Origin of the sequence: Mesorhizobium sp. M7A.F.Ca.US.006.04.2.1, from assembly GCF_004022915.1 — a bacterium.
In the GTDB taxonomy this organism is placed as follows: Bacteria; Pseudomonadota; Alphaproteobacteria; order Rhizobiales; family Rhizobiaceae; genus Mesorhizobium; species Mesorhizobium ciceri.
Genome location: NZ_RZQA01000413.1, coordinates 1 through 5,566, shown reverse-complemented (window position 1 = coordinate 5,566; position 5,566 = coordinate 1). Strand labels below are relative to the sequence as shown.

Annotated in this window: 6 protein-coding genes and 1 pseudogene; 6 read left to right on the top strand and 1 reads right to left on the bottom strand. The window is 64.6% G+C overall.

Features of this window, described 5'->3' with window-relative positions; all coding sequences use genetic code 11:
* The 3 genes from ssuD to EN925_RS21065 form a co-directional block, all read left to right on the top strand.
* Window positions 1-1,040 (top strand): FMNH2-dependent alkanesulfonate monooxygenase (gene ssuD / locus EN925_RS21075; RefSeq protein ID WP_128336878.1); only part of this gene is annotated, 1,040 nt, incomplete at its 5' end.
* Window positions 1,037-1,813 carry an ABC transporter permease subunit gene (locus tag EN925_RS21070; RefSeq protein ID WP_127369420.1) on the top strand — a complete coding sequence of 259 codons (777 nt, stop codon included), beginning with the start codon at window positions 1,037-1,039 and terminating at the stop codon, window positions 1,811-1,813. The genes ssuD and EN925_RS21070, both read left to right, overlap by 4 nt.
* A gap of 10 nt (window positions 1,814-1,823) precedes the next feature.
* The gene (locus tag EN925_RS21065; RefSeq protein WP_127369421.1) at window positions 1,824-2,615 is read left to right on the top strand and encodes an ATP-binding cassette domain-containing protein; all 792 of its coding nucleotides are present in this window, start codon (window positions 1,824-1,826) and stop codon (window positions 2,613-2,615) included.
* A 189-nt stretch (window positions 2,616-2,804) separates the two neighbouring features.
* Here EN925_RS21065 and EN925_RS39730 read toward each other — a convergent pair whose 3' ends face one another.
* Window positions 2,805-2,990 (bottom strand): hypothetical protein, encoded by a 186-nt coding sequence (locus EN925_RS39730; protein WP_024502222.1) that lies wholly within the window; start codon window positions 2,988-2,990, stop codon window positions 2,805-2,807.
* A gap of 309 nt (window positions 2,991-3,299) precedes the next feature.
* Between EN925_RS39730 and EN925_RS21055 the strand changes: the two genes are divergently transcribed.
* From EN925_RS21055 to EN925_RS40825, 3 genes and pseudogenes are all read left to right on the top strand, one after another.
* Window positions 3,300-3,659, top strand: a complete 360-nt coding sequence (locus EN925_RS21055) for a septal ring lytic transglycosylase RlpA family protein (RefSeq protein WP_013528714.1) — start codon at window positions 3,300-3,302, stop codon at window positions 3,657-3,659.
* Between the two features lie 231 nt (window positions 3,660-3,890).
* Window positions 3,891-5,168, top strand: a complete 1,278-nt coding sequence (locus tag EN925_RS21050; RefSeq protein WP_063169608.1) for a polyhydroxyalkanoate depolymerase — start codon at window positions 3,891-3,893, stop codon at window positions 5,166-5,168.
* A gap of 234 nt (window positions 5,169-5,402) precedes the next feature.
* Window positions 5,403-5,566: pseudogene (locus EN925_RS40825) on the top strand (transglutaminase); the annotation flags it as partial.

Here is a 5,566-nt window from a genome sequence, read left to right as displayed (position 1 = left end):
TCGCGCAGGCGGTCGACCGGCTCGGCTTTCCCGGCGTGCTGTTGCCGACCGGCCAGAATTGCGAGGATTCCTGGATCACCGCGACGGGCCTCGCGACACTCACCGAAAAACTGAAGTTCCTGGTCGCGCTGCGGCCGGGCGTGACGCTGCCGACTTTCGCCGCACGCCAGACCGCCGCCCTCGATCGCTTGAGCAATGGCCGCCTGCTGCTCAATGTCGTGGTCGGCGGCAACCCGACCGAGCTCGCCGGCGACGGCGTCTTCCTGCCGCATGACGAGCGCTATGCCCAGGCGCATGAATTCCTGACCATCTGGCGCGGCCTGGTGTCCGGCGAGCGGGTCAATTTCAACGGCAAATATTACCGCGTCGAAAATGGCCGCCTCGACCTTCTGCCGCACCAGGAACGGCCGCCGCTCTATTTCGGCGGATCGTCGGATGCGGGCCAGGACCTCGCCGCAGACCTCGTCGACATGTATCTGACCTGGGGCGAACCGCCGGCGCAGGTGGCCGAGAAGCTGGCCGCGGCGCGCGCAAAGGCGGCGCGGCGCGGCAGAAAACTGCGCTTCGGCATCCGGCTGCATTTTATCGTGCGCGAGACCGAGGACGAAGCCTGGCGCGCCGCCGACCGGCTGATCAGCCATGTCACCGACGCCCAGATCGAAAACGCGCAGGCGCGCTTCCTCAACCAGATGGATTCGGTCGGCCAGCGCCGCATGGCGGAGCTGCATGGCGGCCGCCGTGACAGGCTGCTCGTGTCGCCCAATCTGTGGGCCGGCGTCGGGCTGGTGCGCGGCGGCGCCGGCACGGCGCTGGTCGGCACGCCGGAACAGATCGCCGGGCGCATCCGCGAATACCAGGCGATCGGCATCGATACCATCATCGGCTCGGGCTATCCGCATCTCGAGGAGGCCTACCGCGTCGCCGAGCTTCTGTTTCCGAAACTCGGGCTCGGCACCAGGCGGCAGCGGGCGCATGAGAACATCGCCAACGAATTCTCGGTCGGCTTCCATGGCGCCAACCGCCTGCAGGCTTCGTCATGAGCTTTTCCACGCGCCTGCATAGCAACGCCACCGGCTGGCTGCTGCCGGCGCTGATCATTGCCGGCTGGGAGATTGCCAGCCGCGCCGGCGTCATGCCGGCCAACGTGCTGCCGGCGCCCAGCGCGGTCGCCGAGGCCTTCTGGCGGCTGACGCTGTCGGGCGAACTGATCCGCAACATCGGCGTCTCGACCGCGCGCGCCCTTGCCGGCTTTGCCGTCGGCGGTTCGATCGGTTTTGCGCTCGGCCTTGCCAACGGGCTATCGACGCTCAGCCGCGGCCTGACCGACACGACGCTGCAGATGATCCGCAACATTCCGCATCTGGCGCTGATCCCGCTGGTCATCCTGTGGTTCGGCATCGACGAGGAAGCCAAGCTGTTCCTGGTGGCGCTCGGCGTGTTCTTTCCGATCTACGTCAACACGCTGCTCGGCATCCAGAGCGTCGACCCACAGCTGGTCGAGATGGGCCGCGTCTACGGCATGGACCGTCGCACGCTATTCTCCCGCGTCATCCTGCCCGGCGCGCTGCCGTCGATCTTCGTCGGCCTGCGCTATGCCCTGGGCATCATGTGGCTGACGCTGATCGTCGCCGAAACCATCTCGGCCAGTTCGGGCCTCGGCTACATGGCCATGCAGGCGCGCGAATTCCTGCTGATCGATGTCGTCGTGCTGTCGATCCTGATCTACGCGCTGCTCGGCAAGCTCGCCGACAGCCTCGCCCGCCTGCTTGAGCGGCTGTCGCTTGGCTGGCATCCGGCCTTCCAGAACGGATGAGAGATTGCCCATGACCGCCGCCAGCCTGACCGCAGCCCGTTCCTTCGTCGCCACGCCGGTGCGGCCGATCGGCTCCGTCGAAGGACAGCGGGCCTTTGCCTTCAGGCATGCCGGCAAGCGCTTCGGCGACAAGACCGTGCTCGACGGCATCGACCTGGACGTGCCGGCCGGGCAGTTCCTTGCCGTCATCGGCAAGAGCGGCTGCGGCAAGAGCACGCTGTTGCGGCTTCTGGCCGGGCTCGACCGGCCGACATCGGGATCGCTGTCCTTCGGCGTCGAAGAGGAAGGACACAGCCGCACGCGCTTCATGTTCCAGGAGCCACGGCTCCTGCCCTGGGCCAGCGTGGTGAAAAACGTCGAGGTCGGGCTGACCGGCATCGCCACCGATAGCGAAGCGAGGCACCGCGCGCTCGACATCCTCGGCGAGGTCGGGCTTGCCGACCGGGCCGACGAATGGCCTTCGGTGCTGTCCGGAGGTCAGAAGCAGCGCGTGGCGCTGGCCCGCGCGCTGGTCGGCCACCCGCAGATCCTGGCTCTCGACGAGCCGCTCGGCGCACTCGACGCCCTGACCCGCATCGAGATGCAGCAGCTTCTGGAACGCATCTGGATCGCGCAGAAGTTCACGGCCGTGCTGGTCACGCATGATGTCGCCGAAGCGGTCGCGCTCGCCGACCGGGTCGTGGTGATCAGTGAAGGCCGGGTCGCGCTCGATCTGGATGTGCCCGTGGAACGGCCGCGCCGGCGCGGTTCGGTGGAGCTGGCCCGGCTGGAGGGCAAGATTCTGGATCGGCTGTTCGGGTAGGGCTGTCGGGGGCAGGGCCCTGGAGGACCGCCTTCCCCCACTCCGTCGCTGCTTCGCAGCGCCACCTCTCCCCCTCCGGAGGGAGAGGAAGGGAGCCAACCTTGCGTAAGCTCGCACCCTTCCTCTACCCCGTCGATCGGGGGAGAGGTGGCCCGAAGGGCCGGAGTGGGGGTCGACCTTTCATCAAGCTCACCCGCTTGACCGGTTCGCCCACACCAACCCGATCAGCCCGACCAGCATGGTGACGACGCCGATATAGAGCCATTGCGACTGGCCGGTCATGAAGCTGCCGCCGACAACGCCGATGCCTTGCAGCGACCACAGCGCGCCGACGGCAAGCACAATCAACGCCAGCAGATTTTTGGTCAGCCTCATTGCCGGATCTCCCTTTTGAAGTCGATTGGTTACAGCATCGGGACCGCGATAAAAGAGCCAAAGGAAGTGGCCCGGCCGCGCCGAGCTCTACTTGGATATTAATGTTCGATCTTGTCAAACGGATGCCCGATAGCAACACAAAGATCATCGTTGATTGACCATCGCGTGCCGGAAAATCCCTGACAGACTGTTACCCAGCGACTCCAAACGTGTGCCATTGCCACGGAACCGCCAGATCACTGCCGCATTTCCCGCCTTATTTGGCACCTAACGGCTGGGGTCTGTCAAAAACGGAGCCATCCCCCAAATATGAAGAACCCAAAACAGACCGCGATTGTCGCGGTAACGATCGCTGCTGGCCTGATGGTCGGCGCTTCTTCGGCGACCGCCGCCGCCCAGTGCGGCCGCGCCTCGTGGTACGCGCTGCACTCCAGAACCGCCTCGGGCGAGCGCATGAACCCGTCGGCGATGACCGCCGCGCATCGCACCTTGCCTTTCGGCACCAAGCTCAGGGTGACCAACAAGAACAACGGCCGCAGCGTCGTCGTGCGCATCAACGATCGCGGTCCGTTCATCAAGGGACGCGTGCTCGACCTGTCGAAGGGCGCGGCCGGCCAGCTCGGCTTCATCGGCTCCGGCCACACTTCCGTGTGCATGGCGCGCGTCTAGAGCTTCCTGTGTCCGGCAAGGGCCGGACACACTACCTACACATTTCGCAGCCGCACACTGAGCCGGCTGGCGCCGTTCGGCCCCGATTTCCATGGCCTTGAACCAAAGAAGCATTGGTCACGCAGCGTGACGTATTGCATCGCAGCAATTAGTTGTTAACTTCCCCGCGAGACATTTAGGCTCGGCGCTGCTCGTCGTCCCTTCGGTCGCAGGCAGCAGCGGGGTTTCTCGATGTTCTACCAGCTCTATGAGATGAACCACGCCGCCCTGCAGCCGGCGCGCCTCTATGCCGACGCGGTGCGGATGTTCTACTCCAATCCGCTCAATCCGTTTTCCCACACGCAATGGGGCCGTTCGATCGCGGCGACGGCCGAACTGTTCGAGCGCACCACGCGCCGCTACGGCAAGCCGGCCTTCGGCCTGAGCAAGACCGTGGTCGACTGGAAGAGCGTCGAGGTCGCCGAGAAGACCGTCTGGTCGAAGCCGTTCTGCAATCTCGTGCGCTTCGAGCGCGCTGTCCCCGCCGGGCGCAAGCCCGATCCGAAGCTTCTGATCGTGGCGCCGATGTCTGGCCATTATGCGACGCTGCTGCGCGGCACGGTGGAAGCGATGCTGCCCTATGCCGACGTGCACATCACCGACTGGGTCGATGCCCGCATGGTGCCGCTTGCCGACGGCCAATTCGATCTCGACGACTACATCGACTATGTCATCGACATGCTGCACACGCTGGGGCCGGACACGCATGTGATGGCGGTGTGCCAGCCTTCCGTGCCGGTGCTGGCCGCCGTGGCGCTGATGGAATCCAAGGGCGACCCGTTCGTGCCCTCGACGATGACCTTGATGGGCGGGCCTATCGACACGCGCAGCAACCCGACCGCGGTCAATCTGCTGGCGCAGGAAAAGGGCATCGACTGGTTCCGCGACAATGTCGTGATGCATGCGCCGTGGCCGGTGCCAGGCTTCGGCCGCGAGGTCTATCCAGGCTTCCTGCAGCTGTCCGGCTTCATGAGCATGAACCTCGATCGCCATATCATCGCCCACAAGGACTTCTTCATGCATCTGGTGAAGCATGATGGCGACAATGCCGAGAAGCACCGCGATTTCTACGACGAGTATCTGGCGGTCATGGACCTGACGGCTGAATTCTACCTGCAGACCGTCGACACCGTCTTCGTGCGGCAGGCCTTGCCAAAGGGCGAGATGACGCATCGCGGCACCAGGATCGATCCATCGGCGATCCGTAACGTCGCGCTGTTCACGGTCGAAGGCGAGAACGACGACATATCAGGCCTTGGCCAGACCAAGGCGGCGCATGATCTTTGCCCCAATATCCCGGCTGAGCGGCACGCCCATTACATGCAGCCGGCGGTCGGCCATTACGGCGTGTTCAACGGTTCGCGCTTCCGCTCCGAAATCGTGCCGCGCATCGTCGACTTCATCACCAGCTACGGCCGCCAGGAGCGTGTCGCGGCGAAGCCGAAGCTGGTCCGCGCCGCCAAGAGATAATGCACGTCGTCCAAAATTGCGGGTTTTGGGACGATGACATGCATAAAACCAAGCTTAACGGCGATAAACCGTGCGATTGACCGGTAAAAGCCGGCCGGCTGGCTGATTCTGTTGCACAAGTGCCGCTGTCCAGCCCCTCGGGTAACCATGCCGACAATCCGACCGTCGTCGTAATTGACACGGACTGTAAATCCCCCTTAACCTTTCGTTAATAACAAAGGGTGAGCGGGGACAATGATTTCCTCATCGATGGCGCGACGGCTGCGCGTGTATGTGGCGGCCGGGCTGGCAATGACGGCGGGCTGGGTGGCACCGGCCTTGGCGGGTGGAGCGATGGCGACCGGGGGGCTCACCTCGCAGCCGATCGGCCACTATGATTTCTGCAAGCTGCATCCGGG

Bases quoted from the DNA above. Each gene is read 5' to 3' on its own strand.
- EN925_RS21070 (WP_127369420.1), top strand. From the start codon at position 1,037: ATGAGCTTTTCCACGCGCCTGCATAGCAACGCCACCGGCTGGCTGCTG.
- EN925_RS21065 (WP_127369421.1), top strand. From the start codon at position 1,824: ATGACCGCCGCCAGCCTGACCGCAGCCCGTTCCTTCGTCGCCACGCCG.
- EN925_RS39730 (WP_024502222.1), bottom strand. From the start codon at position 2,990: ATGAGGCTGACCAAAAATCTGCTGGCGTTGATTGTGCTTGCCGTCGGC.
- EN925_RS21055 (WP_013528714.1), top strand. From the start codon at position 3,300: ATGAAGAACCCAAAACAGACCGCGATTGTCGCGGTAACGATCGCTGCT.
- EN925_RS21050 (WP_063169608.1), top strand. From the start codon at position 3,891: ATGTTCTACCAGCTCTATGAGATGAACCACGCCGCCCTGCAGCCGGCG.